An 18,169-nucleotide genomic window follows, 5' to 3' on the forward strand; every position below is an offset into this window, starting at 1 on the left:
GGGGGATGGGCGGCTGGCTAAGAATCGCCGGGCTAGGCCCGGGCGCCGAGGCAATGGTCACCCCGGAAGTGTCCGCCGCGCTGGCCGAGGCCACCGATGTGGTGGGCTATGTGCCCTATGTCGAGCGGGTGCCGCCGCGCCCGGGACTGACGCGCCACGGCTCGGACAACCGCGAGGAAATCAGGCGGGCGGAACAGGCGCTGCAGATGGCCGCCGATGGCCATCGGGTAGTGGTCGTCTCGTCGGGTGACCCTGGCGTGTTCGCCATGGCCGCGGCCGTCTTCGAGGCACTGGAGGCGGGAGAGCCGGCGTGGAGTTCGCTGGACATCCAGGTATTGCCGGGCATCTCCGCCATGCTGGCTGCCAGTGCGCGCGTAGGTGCGCCGCTGGGACATGATTTCTGTTGTATCAACCTGTCCGACAACCTCAAGCCCTGGGCACTGATCGAGAAGCGCTTGCGGCTGGCCGCAGAGGCTGACTTTGCCATGGCGTTCTACAACCCCCGCTCCAGGGCGCGGCCGGAGGGGTTCGGACACGTCTTGCAGGTGTTGCGGGAGGCCTGCGGGCCGCAGCGCCCGATCGTGTTCGCGCGGGCCGTCTCCACGCCGGAGGAATCCGTTCGGGTCACGACCCTAGGGGAAGCGGACGTGGAGATGGCCGACATGCGCACATTGGTGATGGTGGGATCCAGTCAGACGCGCCGACTCGAGCGCGATGGGCAGCCGTGGGTCTATACGCCGCGCTCGGCGCCATAAGAGGGTGTTTACAAATGTCACGAGCGACGGTCAGGCAAGGCGAAATTAGCCGCAAAAGCGCAGTTTACGGGGTTGTAAATGAGCATTTTAAGGCTGATTTCAACGACGCATGGCCTAGCGCAGTAATTTGTAGACGCCCTCTAAGCGAGCCAGGCCAGGACTGCGTCAATGGAATGGACTTCCTGGCGCGGCGGGAGAGCCGGCCGCTCGATCATCACCACCGGCAGGCCCAGTTGCCGGGCGGCGGTGAGTTTGGAAACCGCACCGTCGCCGCCGGAATTCTTGCACACCAGGCGCTCGACGCCATGTTCCCGGAGCAGGGCCAGGTCGCTGTCCAGCGTAAAGGGACCACGGTCGACGGTCACACGGTGATGAGGCAGGGGCGGTGGGGCCTCGGGTCGGTCGACCAACCTCAGCAGGTAGTGGTGCTGGGGCTGTGCCGCAAAGGCGGCGAGGTGCATGCGCCCGATCGCCAGCAGCACCCGCTGCGGCGGACCGGCCAGGGCGCTCACCGCCGCGTCGACACTGGCGACCCGTTGCCAGCGATCGCCGGCCATCGGTTCCCAGGGGGGCCGGGTCAGGGCGATGAAGCGGATGCCGCTTCGCTGCGCCGCCGATACGGCGTTGCGGCTCATTTGTTCGGCAAAGGGGTGGGTGGCGTCGACCAGATGGGTGATGCGCTTGTCCGCCAGGAAGGCGGCCAGGCCCTCCACCCCGCCAAAACCGCCGACGCGGGTGGGCAACGGCTGCGGTTTGGGAGCGCTTACTCGACCGGCATAACTGAACAGGGCAGGGATCGACCGTTCGGCCAGGGCATTGGCCAGGGCACTGGCTTCGGTGGTTCCCCCTAGAATCAGGACTTTCATGATGGCTGACGTTAACGACGCTCCCTGGCTGACGATTCTAGGCTGGGGGGAGGGTGGCACAGAGGGGCTGACGCCGGCAAGCCGCGACGCGCTGGAAGGCGCCGAGGTGGTGTTCGGCGCGCGTCGCCATCTGCGCCTGTTGCCGCCTCTGGCTGCCGAGGTGCGGGAATGGCCGGTGCCATTCGCGGACGGACTCCCCCAACTGTTGGCCGAGCGCGGCCGCCGGGTCGTCATGCTGGTTTCCGGCGACCCGTTCTGGTTCGGGGCGGGCACCACCCTGGCGCGTCATGTGCTTGCTGGAGAATGGCAGGCCCTGCCATCGCCATCCACCTTCAGCCTGGCGGCATCGCGGCTGGGCTGGTCGCTGGAGGGCTGCCCGTGCCTGGGCCTGCACGCCAAACCCCTGACGCGCATCCGGCCTTACCTGCACCGTGGAAGGCGCTTGCTGGTGCTGCTGAGGGACGGCGACGCAGTGGCCGAACTGGCGGGGTTGCTGGTGCGCTGCGGTTTCGGCTCGTCTCGGCTGCATGTTCTGGAATCGCTGGGCGGTGACGGTGAGCGCATCCGCAGCGTGCGGGCAGACGCCGCCCTGCCTGGCGATATCCTCCACCCGGTCGCGGTGGGCCTGGAGGTGGCCGGTGATGCGCCGGCCTTGCCGCTGACACCTGGCCTGCCGGACGAATGGTTCGAGCACGATGGCCAGATCACCAAGCAGGCGGTTCGCGCCATGACGCTGGCCGCCTTGGCCCCGGTAGCGGGGGAGCGGCTGTGGGATATCGGCACGGGGTCGGGCTCGATCGCCATCGAGTGGCTGCTGGCCCACCCGGACAACCAGGCCGTGGCCTTCGAGGTACACCGCGAGCGGGCGGCGCGGGCGCGTCGCAATGCCCGAACGCTGGGCGTCGACTGGCTCGAGGTGGTGGAGGGGAGCGCCCCCGAAGTTCTGGGTGATCAGACGCTGCGCGATCATCCGCTGCCCGATGCGGTATTCATCGGCGGCGGACTGTCGGAAACCTTGCTGGAGGTGCTGTGGCGGCACCTGCCGGCTGGTGTACGCCTCGTGGCCAATGCAGTGACCCTGGAGTCCGAGGCCTTGCTGGCTCACTGGCAGCAGCTGGCCGGCGGTGAGCTGCTGCGTCTCGAGCTGGCGGCCGCCGCTCCCATCGGCACGCGACGGGGCTGGAAGGCCAGCTACCCCATCGTGCAATGGCGGGTGACCCGATGATAGTAGTGGATGATTCGATAACAGTAGCGGGTTTCGGCTTTCGCCGAGGGGCGCTGCTGGCGTCGCTGATTGATGCGCTGGATCGGCTCCACGAACACTACGGTGCCGTTGACCGGCTGGCCGCGACCCGGACGATGTGGCCGCTGGTTCAGGAATTGGGACGGGTGCGGGGTATCGCGGTGATCCTCGTGGCCGACGCCGCCCTGCCCACGGCTATCACGATTACCCGTTCCCGGCACAGCTGGCGGGCCCGGGGAACGGGGAGCGTCGCCGAGGCCGTCGCCCTGTTGGCGGCGGGTTCCGGTGCGGCATTGCTCGGCCCCCGGCTGATTTCAATGGATCGACTGGCCACCGCGGCGGTGGCGCGAGCCCCTCTGGGAGAGACAGCATGACGGTACACTTCATCGGCGCCGGCCCCGGTGCGCCGGATCTCCTGACATTGCGGGGGCGGGATCTCATCGCCTCCTGCCCCGTGTGCCTCTACGCGGGGTCGCTGGTGCCCGACCAGGTACTCGAGCATTGCCCGGAAGGCGCCCGGATCCTCAACACCGCGCCCCTGTCCCTGGATGAGATCATCGACGAGATGCGTAGCGCCCATGCCGCGGGCCTGGACGTGGCCCGACTGCATTCCGGGGACCTGTCGGTGTGGTCCGCCATGGGGGAACAATTGCGCCGGTTGCGCGAGCTGGACATTCCCTATGCCATTACCCCGGGCGTGCCGTCCTTTGCTGCTGCTGCCGCCACCCTGGGGCAGGAGTTGACGCTGCCGGGGGTGGCGCAATCCGTGGTGCTGACACGCACACCAGGGCGTGCCAGCGCCATGCCGGATGGCGAAACCCTGGCCAACTTCGCAAAAACCGGCGCCACCCTGGCGATTCACCTTTCCATTCATCACCTGGCCCAGGTGGTGGAAGACCTGGTGCCGTTCTACGGTGCCGATTGTCCGGTCGCCATCGTCTGGCGGGCCAGTTGGCCCGATGAACGAGTGGTCCGGGGGCGCTTGTCGACGGTGGCATCCCGAGTCGACGAGCGCATGCAGCGGACGGCGCTGATCCTGGTGGGATCCGTTCTGGAAAGTGAGGATTTCCAGGAAAGCTGCCTGTATTCGGTCGGCTATGATCGTCGCTTTCGGCCCCAGTCGGCGGACTCGCCCTTTGCCGGTACCGCAGAAGACATGGGAGGCGACGCATGATCCGGCTCTCGCTGATCGGCATCGGTACGGGCAATCCCGATCATGTCACCCTGGCTGCCGTGCGGGCGCTCAATGAGGCGGACCTCATCCTGTTGCCACGCAAGGGGGACGCCAAGTCGGACCTGGTCGACCTGCGCCGGCTGCTGTGCCGGAACCTCCTGGACGATCCGTCACGCACCCGGGTCGTGGAGTTCGATCTACCTCGACGCGATGCCCGCGCCGATTACCTGGGCGCGGTGGACGACTGGCATGAGGCGATTGCTCGTGTCTGGGCCGGGCTCATGGAGTCCCATCTGCCGCAGGGCGGACGAGTCGGCATGCTGATCTGGGGTGATCCCTCGCTATACGACAGCAGCCTGCGCATCGCCAGGCGTCTTGGGGCGTGTATGAAAAGCGCCGCTGGGCGGGCGGTCGAGGTGGACCTGAAGGTAGAGATAGTACCGGGCATCACCAGCCTGCAGGTCCTGACCGCCGAGCACCGGATCCCCCTCAATGCGCTCGCCGAACCGGTCCAGATCACCACCGGCCGGCGTCTGCGTGAGCGCGGCTGGCCCGGCGATGCCGCCAGCGTCGCGGTCATGCTCGACAGCGGAGGCGCCTTCGAGGTGCTGCCTCCCGGAGGCCTCTACATCTGGTGGGGCGCCTACCTGGGCATGGACAAGCAAAGCCTGCTCGACGGCTGGTTGGCTGACGTGGCCCCGTCGATCCTCGAGCGCCGCTCCGCCCTGCGCGAGCAGCATGGCTGGATCATGGACGTCTACTTGTTGGCCCGGGCGCCGCTGCTGCCGAGCCAATCGAATAGCCCTATCGACACCGCAGGAGAGTGAAATGAAGAAGGTCGATCCCCAGCGCCATGCCGAGCGCATGGCCCACAAGCAGAAGATCATGAACGAGCGCATCGCCGCCGCCGACAAGGATCAGGGCGTGCTGCTGGTGCTCACCGGCCCCGGCAAGGGCAAGAGCAGCTCCGGCTTCGGCATGCTCGCTCGCGCCCTGGGCCATGGCATGCAGGTGGGGGTGGTGCAGTTCATCAAGGGCAAGTTCCAGACCGGGGAGGAGGCCTTCTTCCGCCAGCTGCCGGGCGTGGACTATCACGTCATGGGCGAGGGCTACACCTGGGACACTCAGGACCGCGAGCGCGATATCCGTGCCGCCGAGGCCGCCTGGGCCGAGGCCAGCCGGATGCTGGCCGACGACAGCTACGACCTGGTGCTGCTCGACGAGCTCAATATTGCCCTGCGCCACGAGTACCTGAACCTCGACCGGGTACTGGACGACCTCCAGGCCCGCCCGGTGATGCAGCACGTGATCGTCACCGGCCGCCACGCCCCGGAGGCGCTGATCGAGCTGGCCGACACCGTCACCGAGATGAAGGTGGTCAAGCACGCCTTCAAGGAGCAGGGCGTCAGGGCGCAGAAGGGCGTCGAGCTCTAGACATCCACGACGTTGCCAGGAGAGAGCCGCATGGTAGAGCAGAGCGGGCGACCCGACCACGCCTTCCCCGAAGCACAGCGGGCCGGCGTCTACCGGGCCATCCACGAGCGCCGGGACGTGCGCGCCCAGTTCCTGCCGGATCCCATCCCGCCCGAGGTGCTGGCGCGCCTGCTGGAGGCTGCCCACCACGCGCCCTCGGTGGGCTTCATGCAGCCCTGGGACTTCCTGGTGATCGACAGCCTCGAGGTGCGCGAACGGGTGCATCGGATCTTCGAGCGTGAGAACGCCAGGGCGGCCGAGTGCCACGCCGGGGCGCGCGGGATGCTCTATCGCCGCCTCAAGCTGGAGGGCATCCTGGAGAGCCCGCTCAACCTGTGCATCACCTGCGACCGGGAGCGTGGCGGCGAGCACGTGCTGGGTCGGCACAGCATCGTCGAGACGGACCTGTTCAGCACCTGCCTGGCGGTCCAGAACCTGTGGCTGGCGGCCCGGGCCGAAGGCATCGGCGTCGGCTGGGTCAGCATCCTCGACCCGGCCGAACTGGCCGAGGTGTTGTCGCTGCCGGCGTCGGTCTACCCGCTCGCCTATCTCTGCCTGGGCTATGTCGGCGACTTCCTCGACCGGCCGGAACTCGCGCGCGCGGGCTGGCGGCAACGCCTGCCGCTGACCGAGCGGGTGCATGGCAATGGCTGGGGCGAGCCACTGGCCAGTACTCCCTTGAAGCGGGCGATCGACGCTCGATATGACAGCAGTTGATGGAAGTCATTGTCCACTTTGATGATTCGGGCCACCACCTCGGATGCGGGCAAGAGCTCGGTGGTGGCGGGTTGCGCCGGGTGCTTGCAGGCGTGGATTCGTAGTCAGCCCAAGAGATAGGTCCTGAGCTGTCTTTCCTCGCGCATGACATGGAGTATCAGCACGCTATCGGCGTCCTGGCGGTAGAAGACCCGGCAAGGTGGCACTCCGACCTCCCGGTAGACGGAGTCGGGAAGTTCCGGGGACGTGCGGCCTGATCCAGGGAAGGTCTCGAGGCGTTCGGTGGCGGCAAAGACCGCTGTCACCAGCTTGCGGGCGGCGTCGGGGTTATCCAGGGCGATATAGTCGGCAATGGCCTCCAGGTCGGAGAGGGCGGGTTCCGTCCAGGTTACTTCAGCCATTTGCCCAGCTTCTCTTTCGCCTCCGACTGGGAGTAGGTCCGTCCCTCCAGAGTCGCCCGTTCCCCTCGAGACAGGCCATCCAGTAATGCCAGGCGACGCTGCATGAACTCGTAGTCTTCCACATCGACGAGGTAGGCGGAGGGCTGGCCATGCTCGGTGATCAGCACCGGCTCCTTGGAGTCGTGCAGTTCTGCCAGGATCTTGGTGGCCTGGCGTTTGAGATTGGTCACCAGCTCGACTTTCATGGGAATCTCCGTCTCGGGAGTGGTAAGTGATACTATAGTGTCACTTTGGGGCGGCGGGCAATCCACCAACGGCAAGGGGACGGCAACGAGCATGGCAACACTGATGATCCAGGGCACCACCTCGGATGCGGGCAAGAGCACCGTGGTGGCGGGGTTGTGTCGGGTGCTGGCGCGGCGCGGGGTGTCGGTGGCGCCGTTCAAGCCGCAGAACATGGCGCTCAACAGCGCGGTGGCGGTGGATGGCGGCGAGATCGGCCGCTCCACGGCGCTGCAGGCGCTGGCGGCCGGGGTGGCGCCGCATAGCGACATGAACCCGGTGCTGCTCAAGCCCGAGAGCGACCGCGGCGCCCAGGTGATCCTGCGTGGCCGGGTGCAGGGTCATATGGATGCCCTGGACTACCACGCCTACAAGCGTGAGGCGAAGGCCGCGGTGATGGCCGCCTGGCAGGCGCTGTCGAGCCGCCATGACGTCGTCATCGCCGAGGGTGCCGGGAGCCCGGCGGAGATCAACCTGCGCGCCAACGACATCGCCAACATGGGCTTCGCCGAGGCCGTCGACTGCCCGGTGCTGCTGGTGGGGGACATCGACCGCGGCGGTGTCTTCGCCCAGCTGGTGGGCACCCTGGAACTGCTCTCGGCCTCCGAACGGGCGCGTACCCGGGGCTTCGTGATCAACCGCTTTCGCGGCGATATGGCGCTGCTGCAGCCGGGCCTGGACTGGCTCGAGCAGCGCACCGGCAGGCCGGTGATGGGCACGCTGCCCTATCTGCCGGGGCTGCTGCTGGATGCCGAGGACAGCATCGGCCGCGAGGGGCGGGAAGAGGGCGAGCCGGCGCTGCACGTCGTGGTCCCGGCGCTGCCGCGCATCAGCAACCATAACGACTTCGACCCCCTGCGCCTGCACCCGCGCGTGGCGCTCACCTTCGTCGGACCGAACCAGCCCATCCCGCCGGCGGATCTGCTCATCCTGCCGGGCAGCAAGAGCACCCGCAGTGACCTCGACTGGCTCCGCCGCCAGGGATGGGAGACCGCGATCCGGCGCCACCTGCGCTTCGGCGGCAGGGTGCTGGGCATCTGCGGCGGCTTCCAGATGTTGGGCACGGTGATCGACGACCCGGAGGGGCTCGAGGGGCCGGCCGGCTCCACGCCGGGGTTCGGCCTGCTGGAGATGACCACCCGCATGGTGGCCGGCAAGCAGCTGCTCAACGTCGAGGGCCGCCTGCTGTCGGAGGGGGAGCCTATCGCCGGTTACGAGATCCACAACGGCGTCAGCGAGGGGCTTGCGCTGGAGCGACCCTTCTGCGAGCTGGAGGGGCGACCGGACGGCGCGGTCAGCGACGATGGCCAGGTCATGGGCACCTATCTGCACGGCCTGTTCGACCGCCCCGAGGCCTGCACGGCGCTGCTGGCGCGCTGCGGCCTGGGCGGCGAGGGCGGGGCGGTGGACTACGCCGTCCACCGGCTCGCCGAACTCGACCGGCTGGCCGATGCCCTGGAGGCGTGCCTCGACATGGTGGGGATCGAACGTCTACTGGCATCGCGGTGATGCAGTCGACCCCGGGCTCCGGAGCGGTTCAGGCGTCGGGCAGATGACCGGCGAAACACGCCGGGTCGTCGCTGATCACGCTCTCCACCCCCCAGGCCCACTGGTGGGCGAAGGCCGTGGGGTCGTTGGCGGTGTAGCAGAGCAGGCGATAGCCCGCCTCGCACACCGCTCGGGCACCGCGTCGGCTGAGCCGCTTCCAGTCGGCATGCACGCTGTAGGCGTCCACCACCTCGCAGCGCGAGCGCCAGTCGCGGGAGATGCCCTCGAACAGCACACCCAGGGCCAGCCGCGACGGGGGGGCCAGCTCCCGGGCGCGGGCCAGGGCGCCATCGTGGAAGGAGGAGAGAATCAGCCGCTCCGGGGGCAGGGCATCGAGCAGGGTCGGCACTACACTGTCGACCAGCGCCGCTGCATTGCGGCCGCGGGTGACCTTGAGCTCCAGGTTGAGGCCCATGCCGAGTTCGTCGAGCAACTCCAGCATCTCGCGTAACGTGGCCATGGGCTCGCCACGGTAGCGGTCGCCGAACCAGCTGCCCGCGTCCAGCCTGCGGGCGCGAGGCCAGTCCAGGTCGGCTAGCCGTGCACGCCCGTCGGAGCAACGTCGCACGGTGGCGTCGTGCCAGATCACCGGGGTGGCGTCGCCGAGCAACTGCACATCGAGCTCCACCCAGGTGCAACCGGCCTCGAAGGCGGCCCGCACGGCGGCCAGGGTGTTCTCCGGAGCATGGGCCGAGAGGCCGCGGTGGGCCATCAGGCGGGGCAGGGCGATGGCGGGGTGTGGCATGGACGTCGCTTCCTTGTTCGGTCGGCCTGGGATCATACTGCACGGGGGTGACGGCAGGATGTCACTGCACGATATGCCAGGCTGTCGCCGGAAGGAATATGCTAGGCTTCGCGCGACTGTCTACAGGCACGGGGGGATGACGATGAAGGTGGTGAGTCTCGAGCCGGGCGAACGGCGCGATGCCTGCCTGGCCCGGTTGTGTGCGGCGGTGCACGGCACGACCGCGGGCTTGACGCCCCTGGTGGCGTTCAGTGGCACGCGACACCTGCTGTTTGCCAACGAGGCGGCACGGCTGTGGGCGCTGGTGGACAACGACGAGGCGCCGTTGGCGCTGGCCCTGCTGGTGCTCGACGAGGCCGGCGACGGCATGACGCTGGCGCTGAGCGCGTCGCTCGAGGAGAGCCGCGAGCCCCGGCGGCGGCTGATTCGCGAGCTGGCGCTGAATGCGCCGCTGCGGGTCGAGCCGACGGATGACCTCGACGAGGCGTTCCTGCGCGAGTGCGGCATCTCGCGCTGGGTCGAGGATGCCTGCGGCAAGCGCGTGGGGCTGTCCGGCCGGCATCCGGCGACCCTGCCCGGTGAACTCAAGCCGACGCTGTCCTTCGACGAGCAGGAGGTGCTGCGCCGCTTCAAGCACGACGCGCGCTTCTTCGAGGCGGAGAAGCGGGCCTTCGTCGAGGGGTTGGCGTCCTTAACCTCCGGGGCCTGATCTCGACGGATCGGCCCCTGACTTGACCCCCGGCGCCATCGGCGTTTGGATAAAGGGCCCTATCCCTCAGCATCCCGATACACAGGACAGCATCCCATGGCCAAGCGCATCCAGTTTGCCCGCACCGGCGGTTCCGAGGTGCTCGAGTTCGCCGACGTCGCGCCTGCCGAGCCGGGGCCTGGCGAGGTCCGGGTCGCGAACCGGGCCATCGGCCTGAACTTCATCGACATCTACTTCCGCACCGGCCTCTACCCGGTACCGTCGCTGCCTTCGGGGCTCGGGACCGAAGGCGCCGGCGTGGTCGAGGCGGTGGGCGAGGGGGTCAGCCACCTCAGGCCGGGGGACCGGGTCGCCTACGCCCAGGGGCCGCTGGGCGCCTACGCCGAGCGGCACACCCTGCCCGCCGCCAAGGTGGTGGTGCTGCCCGATGCCATCGACTTCGAGACCGCGGCGGCCTGCATGCTCAAGGGGCTGACCGTGCAGTACCTGCTGCGCCAGACGCGTCGGCTCGAGGGCGGCGAAACGATCCTCTTCTACGCCGCCGCCGGCGGCGTCGGTTCCCTCGCCTGCCAGTGGGCGCGGGAACTGGGCGTCAAGCTGATCGGCACCGTGAGCTCTCCCGAGAAGGCGGAACTGGCGAAGCGCAACGGTGCCTGGGCCACCATCGACTACACGAAGGAGAACGTGGTCGAGCGGGTACGCGAGCTGACCGGTGGCGAGAGGTGCGACGTGGTCTACGACTCGGTGGGCAAGGACACCTGGGAGACCTCGCTGGACTGCCTCAAGCCGCGGGCGCTGATGGTCAGCTTCGGCAATTCCTCGGGCCCGGTGGATGGCGTGAACATCGGCATCCTCAACCAGAAGGGGTCGCTGTTCGTCACCCGGCCGAGCCTCAATGGTTACGCCGACACCCGCGAACGCCTGGAGACGATGGCCGCCGAGCTCTTCGAGATGCTGGAGAGCGGCAAGGTCAAGGTCGACATCGCCCAGCGCTATCCGCTGGCGGAAGCGGGCAAGGCCCAGGAGGCCCTGCAGGGACGCCGGACCACCGGCTCCACCATCCTGATACCCTAGTTACGGGTTACGGGTTACGGGTTACGGGTTACGGGTTACGGGTTACGGGCTACGGGCTACGGGCGCTCGTAGCCCGTGGCCCGTTGCTGTTCTTCCGTCTTCCGTCTTCCGTCTCACCCCTCAGTCGATATCGACGTAGGCGCCCATCTCCCGCATCCGCGACTCGAAGCGTGCCACGTTGTCGACCAGGTCGTCGGGGCCGAAGGCCACGCATTCGGCCAGCAGCACCTCGATCAGGGTGATCGCCGAAAGAATCGAGGGGAAGAAGTGGGGCGTGGCGTTGGCCACGTTGAAGGTAATGCTCGCCCCGGGCACCAGCGGCGAGCGCATGGTGTCGGTTACCACGATGGCGCTGACGCCCGCCTCCCGGGTGAGTTCCAGCGCACGGATGGTCTCGGCGCAGTAGGGCTCGAAGCCGAAGGCGACCACCACGTCGCCCTCGCCGAAGGGGGCGAGCTCGGTGAGCAGCCCTCCCTCCAGGCCGCGGACCAGGTGGATGTTGGGCATGGCGATGCGCCCCACATAGGCGAAGTGGTAGGCGCAGGCGAAGGTGTCGCGGAAGCCCACCACCGCGACCTTGCCGGCCCCCAGCAGCAGGCGGGCGGCCTCGCGTACCCGGGACTGGTTGTCGGCGGTGAACAGTCGACCGATGTTGTCGAAGGCCGCATCGCCCACGTCGAGGAACACCTGGTCGTCGGTCTGGCTGGCCAGGCTGCGCAGGTGGCTGGCCCGCCCCGAGAGCTCCACCGGGCCGGCCTGCACCGCCGACTGGAACACCTCACGGAACTGCTCGTAGCTCTCGAAGCCCAGCCGCTTGGCCAGGCGCATCAGGGTCGAGGGGGTGACGCAGGCGGCGGCGGCCGACTTGCGAATCGACTGAAAGGCGATCTCGACCGGATGCTCCAGCACATAGCCGGCGGCCAGCTTGAGCTGGCGGCTCAGTTCCGGGTAGGTTTCGGCGAGTTGCTGATTGACGGCATCCAGTCGCGTGGCGCCGTCCAGCGGGGCCTCGGGACGCCGGGTCTCCTGTTCCAGCACGCTGTTCTCCTCACCTGATTCCTGTCATGACCACGCAAGCGCGGGATGCATTGTAACCCATGGGGGCGATGGATGGATGAAACAAACGTATCCCATAACAAAACATAATGGCACGGATGTATTGACCCGGCACATGACCTTCGTCTAGCATGCGGCCACAACAGACGTGCCTTTCCCGAGGAAAAAGTGACACGTTTGTTCCGGTTGCCGTCCCTTCGTCCGTTACCGCCGAGACCCGCATGCCCCACGCCACCCCCAAGCCCGACTACGCGACCCTGATCACCCGCCGCCACGACCAGGTGCTGGAGATCCGCTTCAACCGCCCGCACCGCCTCAATGCGGTGGTCGAGACACTCTACACCGAGCTGCTCGATGCCCTGGCCGTGGCCTCCGCCGACCTCGATGTCCGTGCCGTGATCCTCACCGGCGAGGGCCGGGCCTTCTGCGTCGGCGCCGACATGAAGGAGCACGGCAGCGCCAAGCGCTCGCCGTTCCAGCGACGCCAGTACCTGCGGCTCGGCAACGATGTCTGCGAGGCGATCCTTCGGCTGAAGAAACCGGTGATCGCCGCGGTCAACGGCTATGCCCTGGGCGCCGGGGCCGAGATGGCGGTTGCCTGCGACTTCATCCTGATGGCCGACGAGGCCCAGATCGGCTTCCCCGAGACCAGCATCGGCACCTGCGTGGGCGGCGGCGTCTCCAAGATCCTGCCCCAGCTGGTCGGCCTCAACATGGCGCGCCAGCTGCTGTTCACCGGCAGGCGCATCGACGGCGAGGAGGCCGCCCGCATCGGCCTGGCGACGGCCAGCTGGACCGGTGACGCCCTGCTCGACGAGGCCCGGCGCCTGGCCGGCCAGCTGGCCGGCCAGGCGCCGGTCTCCATCGCCATGCTCAAGCGGCTGGTCAACCAGGGCAGCGATACCGGCCTGGAGAGCCAGCTCCAGCAGGAGCTGGACGCGGTCTTCACCTGCTCCACCACCGAGGACTGGCAGGAGGGCGTCGACGCCTTCGCCGAGAAGCGTTCGCCCCGGTTCCAGGGCAAGTAACCATCTTCACCCGTCGATCACCGCTCAAGGGCCCTCGGGCCAAGGTCAGCACCACATGAATCCCATCGAAGGACATCTCGACAGCCGCAGCCCCCTGCACGACATCCTCGCCCCCACCGGCATCGCCGTGGTCGGTGCCTCGGCCGACCCCACCAAGCGCGGCTACAAGGCCATGGTCGGCCTGGTCAAGGATGGCTATCGCGGCGACATCTATCCGGTGAACCCCAGGGCCGACATGATCCTGGGGGTCAAGGCGTGGCCCTCGGTCACGGCGATCCCCGGCAGCCCGGAACTGGCGCTGATCTGCACCCCGGCCGCCACGGTGCCCGGGCTGATCGCCGAATGCGGCCGCCGCGGCATCAAGGGGGCGGTGATACTCGCCAGCGGCTTCGCCGAGATCGGCTTTGATGGGGCCGAGCTCGAGCGCGAGATGATGGCCAAGGCCGAGGCGCACGGGGTACGCATCATCGGGCCCAACACCTCGGGCATCTTCAACCTGCACCACAAGGTCAACCTGCTGGCGCTGGACAACGTCAGGCCCGGCGACGTCGGCATCATCTCCCAGTCCGGCAACATGCTGCTGTCGCTGGCGCTGGAGGCCCAGCACAACGGCCACGTGGGCTTCAGCACCTATGTGGGGCCCGGCAACCAGAGCGACATCGGCTTCAACGACTATTTGCGCTACCTGGGCGAGGACGAGCACACCCGCGTCGCCACCCTCTACGTCGAGGGCTTCCGCGATGGGCGCAAGTTCCTCGACGTGGCCCGCGAGGTCACCGCCATGAAACCGGTGGTGGTCTACAAGTCGGGCTCCACCGAGCAGGGCCAGAAGGCGGCCAGTTCCCACACCGGCGCCTTGGCCGGCAGCTACGCCATGACCGTGGATCTGCTGCGCCAGTCCGGGGTCAGCGTGGTGCAGTACTCCGACGAGATCCTGCCGGTGGCCGAGGGCCTGGGGCTGTTGCAGAAGGCCTGCGGCAAGCGGGTGGCGGTGATCTCCGACGGCGGCGGCCAGGCGACCATCGCCTCCGATCGCCTGGCCGAGGCGGGGCTGGAGCTGGCCGAGCTCAGCGACACCACACGCCAGAGTCTGCGCGAGGTGCTCTTCCCCCAGGCCTCCACCCTCAACCCGGTGGACGTGGCCGGCTCCACCGATGCCCATCCCTCGCTGCTGGCCACCTGCATGGAGATCGTCGCCGCCGATGACAACGTCGACAGCGTCTTCCTGGTCGGCATGTTCGGCGGCTACAGCATCCGCTTCGCCGAATCGCTGCTGGGCGACGAGATGCGCGGCGCCGAGGCGATGGTCGACCTGTCCAAGGCCACCACCAAGCCGCTGGTGATCTACAGCCTCTACACGCCGATCAAGCCGCCGGCGCTGCGTCGCCTGCACGAGGCGGGCCTGCCGGTCTACGCCTCCATCGAGCAGTCGGTACGGGTCCTCGCCGCGCTGGGCGAGCGGGGCCAGTACCTGGCGCAGTTGCACAGCCAGAGCCGCGAGGCGGCCGTGGCGCCCAGGCCGGCACTGGTCGCGATGTTCGAGCGGGCCCGCGGCGAGGGGCGGGACCTCTTCGAGTACGAGGCCAAGCAGCTGCTGCGGGATCACGGTGTCGAGGTGCCGTCCGAGCGCATCGCCAGAAGCGAGGCGGAACTGGCGGCCATCGCGGCCCGGTTCCGTGAGGAGGTCGGCGATACCCCGCTGGCGATGAAGGTGGTCTCGAAGGATATCCTGCACAAGTCCGATGCCGGCGGCGTCAAGCTGAACCTCATCGGCGAGCAGGCCCTGCGCCGGGCCCACGACGAGATCCTGACCTCCTGCCGGGCCCATGCCCCGGCCGCCGAGATCGAGGGCGTGCTGGTGACGCCGATGGCGAGTAAGGGCGTGGAGGTGATCGCCGGGGTGATCCGCGACCCGATCTTCGGCCCGGTACTGATGTTCGGCCTGGGCGGCATCTTCGTCGAGATCCTCGAGGACGTGGCCTTCCGCGCCATTCCGCTGTCGCGCCATGATGCCCGCGCCATGGTGGAGCAGATCAAGGCGAAGAAGGTGTTCGAGGGGGCCCGCGGCGAGCCGGCGGTGGACAAGGAGGCGCTGGTCGACCTGCTGCTCAAGGTGTCGAGCATCGTCGACGCCTACCCGGCGCTCTCCGAGCTCGACCTCAACCCGGTCATCGCCTACGCGGACGGCTATGCGGTGGTGGATGCCAGGGTTATCGTCGACCGCCAATCCATCGACGCGGAGGCCCGCCCATGAGCCCGACACTGCCGCAACTCACCGACGCCCGCCTGGCCCTGGAGGGGCGCGCCGCGACCCTGACCCTGGACCGCCACGACGTGCGCAATGCCCTGACCGGAAGCGCCCTGGCCGACGACATCGTCGCCACCGCCCAGTGGGTGAATCGCTGCGACGACGTCTCGGTGCTGGTAATCACCGGTGCCGGCAGCGCCTTCTCCGCCGGTGGCAACGTCAAGGACATGGCCAATCGCGGCGGCGACTTCGAAGGCGGTGTGGCCGACGTGGCCACCCGCTACCGCCGGGGCATCCAGCGCATCCCGCTGGCCCTGCAGGACGTGGAGGTGCCGATCATCGCCGCGGTCAATGGCCCGGCCATCGGTGCCGGCTTCGACCTGGCCAATATGGCCGATCTGCGGCTGGCATCGAGCAAGGCCAAGTTCGGCGAGACCTTCCTCAACCTGGGCATCATCCCCGGCGACGGCGGCGCCTGGTTCATGCAGCGCCTGATCGGCTACCAGCGGGCCTTCGAGCTCACCCTGACCGGCCGGGTGATCGACGCCGAGGAGGCCCGCGACCTCGGCATCGTGCTCGAGGTAGTGGAGCCCGAGGCGCTGATGGCACGCGTGGGGGAACTGGCGTCCCGCATCGCCGCCCAGCCGCCGAAGGCCACCCGCCTGACCAAGCGACTGATGAAGATGGCGCAGCGCACCGAGCTCAAGGACTTCCTCGACCTCTGCGCGGTCTTCCAGGGCCTGTGCCACAACGAGCCCGAACATCTCGAGGCCGTCAACGCCATGCTGGCGCAGATGGCGAGGAAGTAGGCGTCAGCGAGCAGCGACAAACCCGGCTTCGGCCGGGTTTTTCATGGCCAGCCCCGGCAAGCATCATCGAAAGCGCTGGATTTTCAGGCGTACTGCTGTTGTGCTTGATGCAGTGCGCAACCACACGGAGGTGAGCGGGTATGGCCGACAGCACCCTGGTCTTCATCGTGCTCGGGTTGACGCTGGCGGCCTTCGTCTGGGGACGCTTCCGCTATGACCTGGTGGCATTGGCGGCCCTGCTGGGTTCGGTGATGCTGGGGCTGGTGCCGTCGCAGGAGGCCTTTCTCGGCTTTGGCCACCCGGCGGTGATCACCGTGGCGGCGGTGCTGGTGATCAGCCGCGGCTTCGAGCGCTCCGGGGTGGTGGACGTCATCGCCGAGCAGGTGCTCAAGGTGGGCGAGCGGCTCTTCCTGCAGCTTGCCGCCCTGACCGGCACCGTGGTGGTGCTCTCCGGTTTCATGAACAATGTCGGGGCCCTGGCGCTGCTGCTGCCGGTGGCCATGCGCCTGGCCCGCGAGCACGACACCTCGCCGTCGCTGTTGTTGATGCCGCTGGCCTTCGGCTCGCTGCTCGGCGGCCTGACCACCCTGATCGGTACCCCGCCCAACATCATCATCGCCAGCTATCGTCGTGCCGTCACCGGTGACGCCTTCGGCATGTTCTCCTTCTCTCCCGTCGGGGTGTCGGTCGCCCTGGCCGGCCTGGTCTTCATTCTGCTGCTGGGGTGGCGGCTGGTGCCACAGCGGGCCGGCAAGGCCTCCACCGAGGAGATGTTCGATACCGCCAACTACCTCGTCGAGCTCAAGGTGGGCGAGGAGGCGAAGGCCATCGGCTGGACGCTGCGTGACCTGCACGACGCCCTGGAGGAGACCATCCCGGTGCTCGCCGTGGTACGGGGCGAGAAGCGTCGGGCCGGCCATGCCTTCTACGGTAGCCTGCAGGAGGGCGACATCCTGCTGGTGGAGGCGGGTCCCGAGGAGATGAAGTTGCTCGAGGACAAGGCCGGGCTCTCGCTCGGCGCCGAGCTCGAAGAGGATGAGGTGTCGGCCGACAAGACAGCTTCCCGGGAGAGCGATGCGGAGCCGGTGCAAGAGAATCCAGGAAGGAAGCACCGCAAGGCGGAAAAAGAGAAGAAGGAAAAGAAGAAAAAGAAGAAGGAGGTCGATACCGAGGGGCTCGAACTGGTCGAGGCGGTGGTGCGCAACGATTCGATGATGGTCAATCGCACCGTCACCCAGCTGCGGCTGCAGAACCAGTTCGGTCTGCACCTGGTGGCGGTGGCCCGCGACGGCGGGCGTCTCAAGCAGCGGCTGCGGGAGATCCGCTTTCGGCCCGGCGACGTGCTGCTGCTGCAGGGCGGTGAGAGCGAGCTCACCGAGAGCCTGGCGACGCTGGGCTGCCTGCCCCTGGCCAGCCGCAACCTGGCGCTTGGGCAGCCGCGGCTGCTGCTGGTCTCCCTGGCCATCTTCGGTGCGGCGATCCTGGCCATTCTGCTCGACCTGTTGCCGGCCGCGGTGGCGCTCTCCGTGGCAGCGCTGATCTCGCTGCTGGTGGGGGTGCTGCCGCTGCGCGACGGTTACCAGGCCATCGACGGGCCGGTGCTCGTACTGCTGGGTGCCATGATCCCGGTGGGCCAGGCGCTGGAGAGCAGTGGTGGGGCGGCGCTGATCGCCGAGAGCCTGCTGGCGCTCGGCAGCGACTGGCCAGTGGTGGTCACCCTGGTGGGACTGTTCGTGATCACCATGATGCTCTCGGACGTGATCAACAACGCCGCGGCGGCAGTGCTGATGGCGCCCATCGCGGCGAGTCTGGCCAACGGTTTCGATGTCTCGATCGACCCTTTCCTGATGACGGTGGCGGTCAGCGCCTCCTGCGCCTTTCTCACGCCCATCGGCCACCAGTCCAACACCCTGGTGATGGGCCCCGGCGGCTACCGCTTCGGCGACTACTGGCGGATGGGATTGCCGCTGGAGTTGGTGGTGATGGCAGTGGCGGTGCCGATGATCCTGTTGGTCTGGCCGCTGTAGGAAAGCGTGATTCG

19 protein-coding genes are annotated in these 18,169 nt (G+C 68.0%); 14 read left to right on the forward strand and 5 right to left on the reverse strand.

Translation table 11 applies throughout. From position 1 onward, the window contains the following. Positions 1-5 precede the first annotated feature (5 nt). The gene (cobJ, locus tag MKP05_RS00210) at positions 6-755 is read left to right on the forward strand and encodes a precorrin-3B C(17)-methyltransferase (protein ID WP_240566750.1); all 750 of its coding nucleotides are present in this window, start codon (positions 6-8) and stop codon (positions 753-755) included. Between the two features lie 140 nt (positions 756-895). On the opposite strand, the gene MKP05_RS00215 is transcribed toward cobJ, so the two are convergent. After that, positions 896-1,621, reverse strand: a complete 726-nt coding sequence (locus MKP05_RS00215; RefSeq protein ID WP_240566539.1) for a cobalt-precorrin-6A reductase — start codon at positions 1,619-1,621, stop codon at positions 896-898. Position 1,622: 1 nt separating this feature from the next. Here MKP05_RS00215 and cbiE point away from each other — a divergent pair, with 1 nt between their 5' ends. The 6 genes from cbiE to bluB are packed head-to-tail and all read left to right on the forward strand — an operon-like array spanning position 1,623 to position 6,228. Beyond that, positions 1,623-2,846, forward strand: coding sequence for a precorrin-6y C5,15-methyltransferase (decarboxylating) subunit CbiE (cbiE, locus tag MKP05_RS00220; RefSeq protein WP_240566540.1), 1,224 nt, complete (start codon positions 1,623-1,625; stop codon positions 2,844-2,846). Beyond that, positions 2,843-3,238, forward strand: coding sequence for a cobalamin biosynthesis protein (locus MKP05_RS00225; protein WP_240566542.1), 396 nt, complete (start codon positions 2,843-2,845; stop codon positions 3,236-3,238). The genes cbiE and MKP05_RS00225 overlap by 4 nt, the downstream gene beginning before the upstream one ends. Continuing rightward, positions 3,235-4,038 carry a precorrin-4 C(11)-methyltransferase gene (cobM, locus tag MKP05_RS00230; protein WP_240566543.1) on the forward strand — a complete coding sequence of 268 codons (804 nt, stop codon included), beginning with the start codon at positions 3,235-3,237 and terminating at the stop codon, positions 4,036-4,038. The genes MKP05_RS00225 and cobM overlap by 4 nt, the downstream gene beginning before the upstream one ends. Further along, positions 4,035-4,865 carry a precorrin-6A synthase (deacetylating) gene (gene cobF / locus MKP05_RS00235; RefSeq protein WP_240566545.1) on the forward strand — a complete coding sequence of 277 codons (831 nt, stop codon included), beginning with the start codon at positions 4,035-4,037 and terminating at the stop codon, positions 4,863-4,865. Before cobM ends, cobF begins: the two co-directional genes overlap by 4 nt. A 1-nt stretch (position 4,866) precedes the next feature. Then, the gene (gene cobO, locus MKP05_RS00240) at positions 4,867-5,472 is read left to right on the forward strand and encodes a cob(I)yrinic acid a,c-diamide adenosyltransferase (protein ID WP_240566547.1); all 606 of its coding nucleotides are present in this window, start codon (positions 4,867-4,869) and stop codon (positions 5,470-5,472) included. Between the two features lie 30 nt (positions 5,473-5,502). Next, positions 5,503-6,228 (forward strand): 5,6-dimethylbenzimidazole synthase, encoded by a 726-nt coding sequence (bluB, locus tag MKP05_RS00245; RefSeq protein ID WP_240566549.1) that lies wholly within the window; start codon positions 5,503-5,505, stop codon positions 6,226-6,228. A 104-nt stretch (positions 6,229-6,332) separates the two neighbouring features. On the opposite strand, the gene MKP05_RS00250 is transcribed toward bluB, so the two are convergent. Both MKP05_RS00250 and MKP05_RS00255 read right to left on the reverse strand, forming a co-directional pair. Continuing rightward, entirely contained in the window at positions 6,333-6,629 is a 297-nt protein-coding gene (locus tag MKP05_RS00250) for a type II toxin-antitoxin system RelE/ParE family toxin (protein ID WP_240566551.1), read from the reverse strand. After that, entirely contained in the window at positions 6,617-6,874 is a 258-nt protein-coding gene (locus MKP05_RS00255) for a type II toxin-antitoxin system Phd/YefM family antitoxin (protein WP_240566553.1), read from the reverse strand. Before MKP05_RS00255 ends, MKP05_RS00250 begins: the two co-directional genes overlap by 13 nt. 91 nt (positions 6,875-6,965) lie before the next feature. Between MKP05_RS00255 and MKP05_RS00260 the strand changes: the two genes are divergently transcribed. Beyond that, positions 6,966-8,420, forward strand: coding sequence for a cobyric acid synthase (locus tag MKP05_RS00260; RefSeq protein ID WP_240566555.1), 1,455 nt, complete (start codon positions 6,966-6,968; stop codon positions 8,418-8,420). A 28-nt stretch (positions 8,421-8,448) separates the two neighbouring features. On the opposite strand, the gene MKP05_RS00265 is transcribed toward MKP05_RS00260, so the two are convergent. Beyond that, the gene (locus MKP05_RS00265; protein WP_110281928.1) at positions 8,449-9,204 is read right to left on the reverse strand and encodes a glycerophosphodiester phosphodiesterase family protein; all 756 of its coding nucleotides are present in this window, start codon (positions 9,202-9,204) and stop codon (positions 8,449-8,451) included. A 136-nt stretch (positions 9,205-9,340) separates the two neighbouring features. Between MKP05_RS00265 and MKP05_RS00270 the strand changes: the two genes are divergently transcribed. Further along, the gene (locus MKP05_RS00270) at positions 9,341-9,913 is read left to right on the forward strand and encodes a hypothetical protein (RefSeq protein ID WP_338072334.1); all 573 of its coding nucleotides are present in this window, start codon (positions 9,341-9,343) and stop codon (positions 9,911-9,913) included. A 96-nt stretch (positions 9,914-10,009) separates the two neighbouring features. Next, entirely contained in the window at positions 10,010-10,987 is a 978-nt protein-coding gene (locus MKP05_RS00275; RefSeq protein WP_240566557.1) for an NADPH:quinone reductase, read from the forward strand. Positions 10,988-11,107: 120 nt separating this feature from the next. Here MKP05_RS00275 and MKP05_RS00280 read toward each other — a convergent pair whose 3' ends face one another. Beyond that, entirely contained in the window at positions 11,108-12,025 is a 918-nt protein-coding gene (locus MKP05_RS00280) for a MurR/RpiR family transcriptional regulator (RefSeq protein WP_240566559.1), read from the reverse strand. 239 nt (positions 12,026-12,264) lie between these two features. Here MKP05_RS00280 and MKP05_RS00285 point away from each other — a divergent pair, with 239 nt between their 5' ends. The 4 genes from MKP05_RS00285 (at position 12,265) to MKP05_RS00300 (ending at position 18,155) form a co-directional block, all read left to right on the forward strand. Continuing rightward, entirely contained in the window at positions 12,265-13,071 is an 807-nt protein-coding gene (locus MKP05_RS00285) for an enoyl-CoA hydratase/isomerase family protein (RefSeq protein ID WP_240566561.1), read from the forward strand. A gap of 55 nt (positions 13,072-13,126) precedes the next feature. Beyond that, positions 13,127-15,325, forward strand: a complete 2,199-nt coding sequence (locus MKP05_RS00290; RefSeq protein ID WP_240566563.1) for an acetate--CoA ligase family protein — start codon at positions 13,127-13,129, stop codon at positions 15,323-15,325. Then, positions 15,322-16,128: an enoyl-CoA hydratase-related protein gene (locus tag MKP05_RS00295; protein WP_240566566.1), complete on the forward strand. Its 807-nt coding sequence runs from the start codon at positions 15,322-15,324 to the stop codon at positions 16,126-16,128. Before MKP05_RS00290 ends, MKP05_RS00295 begins: the two co-directional genes overlap by 4 nt. Before the next feature lie 140 nt (positions 16,129-16,268). Then, a complete protein-coding gene (locus MKP05_RS00300) occupies positions 16,269-18,155 on the forward strand; it encodes an SLC13 family permease (protein WP_240566567.1) in 1,887 nt (628 codons plus the stop codon). Positions 18,156-18,169 lie beyond the last annotated feature (14 nt).

The sequence above is a fragment of the Halomonas flagellata genome (assembly GCF_022487945.1).
GTDB classification, from domain to species: Bacteria; Pseudomonadota; Gammaproteobacteria; order Pseudomonadales; family Halomonadaceae; genus Halomonas; species Halomonas flagellata.

Coding starts and splice junctions, on each gene's coding strand:
- cobJ (WP_240566750.1), top strand. CDS start 6: ATGGGCGGCTGGCTAAGAATCGCCGGGCTAGGCCCGGGCGCCGAGGCA.
- MKP05_RS00215 (WP_240566539.1), bottom strand. CDS start 1,621: ATGAAAGTCCTGATTCTAGGGGGAACCACCGAAGCCAGTGCCCTGGCC.
- cbiE (WP_240566540.1), top strand. CDS start 1,623: ATGGCTGACGTTAACGACGCTCCCTGGCTGACGATTCTAGGCTGGGGG.
- MKP05_RS00225 (WP_240566542.1), top strand. CDS start 2,843: ATGATAGTAGTGGATGATTCGATAACAGTAGCGGGTTTCGGCTTTCGC.
- cobM (WP_240566543.1), top strand. CDS start 3,235: ATGACGGTACACTTCATCGGCGCCGGCCCCGGTGCGCCGGATCTCCTG.
- cobF (WP_240566545.1), top strand. CDS start 4,035: ATGATCCGGCTCTCGCTGATCGGCATCGGTACGGGCAATCCCGATCAT.
- cobO (WP_240566547.1), top strand. CDS start 4,867: ATGAAGAAGGTCGATCCCCAGCGCCATGCCGAGCGCATGGCCCACAAG.
- bluB (WP_240566549.1), top strand. CDS start 5,503: ATGGTAGAGCAGAGCGGGCGACCCGACCACGCCTTCCCCGAAGCACAG.
- MKP05_RS00250 (WP_240566551.1), bottom strand. CDS start 6,629: ATGGCTGAAGTAACCTGGACGGAACCCGCCCTCTCCGACCTGGAGGCC.
- MKP05_RS00255 (WP_240566553.1), bottom strand. CDS start 6,874: ATGAAAGTCGAGCTGGTGACCAATCTCAAACGCCAGGCCACCAAGATC.
- MKP05_RS00260 (WP_240566555.1), top strand. CDS start 6,966: ATGGCAACACTGATGATCCAGGGCACCACCTCGGATGCGGGCAAGAGC.
- MKP05_RS00265 (WP_110281928.1), bottom strand. CDS start 9,204: ATGCCACACCCCGCCATCGCCCTGCCCCGCCTGATGGCCCACCGCGGC.
- MKP05_RS00270 (WP_338072334.1), top strand. CDS start 9,341: ATGACGATGAAGGTGGTGAGTCTCGAGCCGGGCGAACGGCGCGATGCC.
- MKP05_RS00275 (WP_240566557.1), top strand. CDS start 10,010: ATGGCCAAGCGCATCCAGTTTGCCCGCACCGGCGGTTCCGAGGTGCTC.
- MKP05_RS00285 (WP_240566561.1), top strand. CDS start 12,265: ATGCCCCACGCCACCCCCAAGCCCGACTACGCGACCCTGATCACCCGC.
- MKP05_RS00290 (WP_240566563.1), top strand. CDS start 13,127: ATGAATCCCATCGAAGGACATCTCGACAGCCGCAGCCCCCTGCACGAC.
- MKP05_RS00295 (WP_240566566.1), top strand. CDS start 15,322: ATGAGCCCGACACTGCCGCAACTCACCGACGCCCGCCTGGCCCTGGAG.
- MKP05_RS00300 (WP_240566567.1), top strand. CDS start 16,269: ATGGCCGACAGCACCCTGGTCTTCATCGTGCTCGGGTTGACGCTGGCG.